At 38.2% G+C, this 3106-nt stretch carries 1 protein-coding gene; it reads left to right on the top strand.

Annotated elements, in window-relative coordinates; all coding sequences use genetic code 11:
• Window positions 1–3106: PAS domain S-box protein (locus HNS40_RS21945; protein WP_172284856.1), on the top strand; the 3106-nt coding region annotated here is incomplete at both ends.

The following is a 3106-nucleotide window of genomic DNA, read 5'->3' as shown; positions in this document are numbered from 1 at the left end:
ATGAAAAATGATTCTAACAAAACCAAAGAACAACTCATAGCTGAGTTGGACGATTTACGCACACAAAGTAAAAAGCGTGAGGAAGAACATAAAGAAAGCCAGAAAAAATATCGTCTGCTTATTGAAAACTCGCCTGATTTAATTGCGATTCATAATATGACAGAGATTTTGCATATCAATAATAGTGGGCTAAAACTCGTAGGTGCAACAAGCCTGGATGAAGTAGTGGGAAAATCAGCCATTGATTTTATACATCCCGACGACAGGGCAATCGGCCTGGAAAATATGAAAAAACTATTCAGTAGAGAAGAATCAAAAGTTGCTATGGAACAAAGGTTTATCCGGCTGGATGGCAAGGTCATCGATGTTGAAGTTATCGGTGTTCCTATAAATTATGGTGAAGAACCGATGATTCAGATTATTGCCCGCGACATCACCGAGCGCAAGAAAGCAGAACAAGTTCTTGAAAAAAGAATGGTTGCTCTGACGCAACCACTTGACAATATTGAAAGCATTTCATTTAGTGATCTTTTTAATTTGAATGACATTCAAAAAATACAGGATGATTTTGCAAATGCCACCGGAGTTGCATCAATAATAACTCAAGTGGATGGAACCCCGATTACACGTCCGAGTAATTTCTGTAGATTGTGCAATGATATTATTCGTAAAACTGAAAAAGGATATATAAACTGCTGCAAATCTGACGCAGAAATAGGCCGGTACCATCCAGGTGGGGCAATTGTTCAACCCTGTATGAGTGGTGGTCTTTGGGATGCGGGAGCCTCAATTAGCGTTGGCGGAAAACATATTGCCAATTGGTTGATTGGCCAGGTGCGCGACGAATACCAAACAGAAAAAGCAATGTTAGAATATGCCCAAAGGATTGGGGCTAATGAAAAAGATTTTCTTGATGCTTTTAATGATGTACCTTCAATGTCGCAGGAAAAATTCCAGAATATTGCAAATGCCGTTTTTACTCTCGCCAATAATTTATCCCTGATAGCTTACCAAAATATCCAGCAAGCCCGATTTATTACCGAACGCAAGCAGGCGGAAACAGAGATTCTGCAACAGCAATACCTTCTGGAAAAAGCTCAGGAAATTGGAAGTATTGGAACATGGGAGCTGGATATTATTAATAATATTCTAATCTGGACAGAAGAAACCTACAAGATTTTTGGTTTGCCATTAGGAACAGAAATGAACTTAGAACTATTTTTGAGTTTTATTCATCCTAAAGATAGCGATTATGTAGGCGCAAAGTGGAACGCTGCCCTCAAACACGAACCCTATGATATTGAACACCGCCTTTTAGTGGATGGTAAAATTAAATGGGTAAGAGAAAAAGCATATCTGGAATTTAACGACAAGGGTGATGCTTTAAAGGCAATTGGTTTTGTTCAAGACATCACCGAGCGCAAGCGGACGGAAGAGGCGCTAAGAGAATCTGATAAGGAAACACAAGATATTTTAGATAGTACCAAATTACAAATGTGGGCTTTCAATGGTGAGATTTATTCTTACATGAATAAAGAGTGGTATAATTATACTGGTCAAGATGCTGCTTTACCCCTTACTGTTGAAAGATGGACGGAAATTGTTCATCCTGATGATTTGGAAGCTGCCGGAAAAATATGGATGAAACACTGGGAAGCAAAAACTGCCCATGACAATTATTTTAGATTAAGACGGAAAGATGGGGAATACAGATATTTCTATTGCCATGCTGCACCAGTCTTTAATGACGATGGGAGTTTTAAACACTTTCAAGGTTTCAATTTAGACATCACCGAACGCAAGCAGGCGGATGAGGCACTCCGGGAAAGTGAGGAAAAATGGAGATCACTTACTGAAAATTCGCCTGACTATATTATGCAGTTAGATATGGATTATAAAATCCGGTTCATCAATTATACAGTTCCTGACTTATCACATGAACAAGTGATTGGAAAGTCAGTTCTGGATTTTGTACCTTCTGACTTCCATGATACGGCAATTGATTGTTTTAAACGTGTTGTGCAAAGCAGCAAAGTAGATGGATACGAAACAATGTATATTGATACAAATGGAAGCAAACAATACTTTAATGTTCGTATTTCCCCATTAACTGATAGTAATGGTAGAAATATTGGTTTTATCAGCACATCTAATAACAACACCGAGCGTAAAAAGGCTGAAGAAGAACTGACCGAAACACATCAATATCTCGAAAGCCTGATCAACTATGCCAATGCTCCAATTATAGTCTGGGATGTTGACTTCAAAATCGTGCGTTTCAATAAAGCTTTTGAGCATCTTACCGGTATTGATGCAAGTCAGGTAATTGGCCAGACACTCGACATACTCTTTCCGTCCGACAGAGTTGTAGAATCAATGGAGTTCATTAAAAAAACGTCTTATTCTTTTGAAAACTGGGAAACTGTTGAAATACCAATAAAGCGTGCTGACGGATCTGTTAGAATAGTTTTATGGAATTCAGCAAACATAATTGATCCGGGAGGCAACGTCATCGTTTCCACCATTGCCCAGGGGCAAGATATTACCGAACGCAAGCAGGCGGAGGAAAAAATCATTCAGCAAAATGAATTTTTAAATCATGTAATGGAATCATTAACACATCCATTTTATGTTATAGATATTAATGATTATTCTATTCTAAAAGCCAATTCTGCAAGTGGATTTGGTTTGCGCTTGAATAAAACAAGCTGTCACGCTTTAACCCACAATAGTGATGTGCCATGCAATAGTCAGGATCATCCGTGTCCTATTGAAATAATTAAGAAAACACGCAAATCGACTATGGTCGAACATATTCATTTTGATAAAGCCGGGAATAAAAGAAATGTAGAGGTTTATAGCTATCCTATATTTGATAAAAATGGAGAAATTAGTTCGATAATCGAATATTCTTTAGACATAACAGAGCGCAAGCAGGCCGAACAAACCCTAAATGAGAGTGAACAAAAACTAAGAGAAATCAACGCCGAAAAAGACAAATTTTTCTCTATCATAGCCCACGATCTCAAAAGTCCTTTCAATGGAATTATGGGTTTTAGCGCCTTACTTGTCGAGCAGGTTCAGAAAGAGGATTACGATGGTATTG

It is taken from the genome of Lentimicrobium sp. S6, assembly GCF_013166635.1.
Classification (GTDB): Bacteria; Bacteroidota; Bacteroidia; order Bacteroidales; family UBA12170; genus UBA12170.
This window is presented reverse-complemented; position numbering and strand designations above follow the sequence as displayed.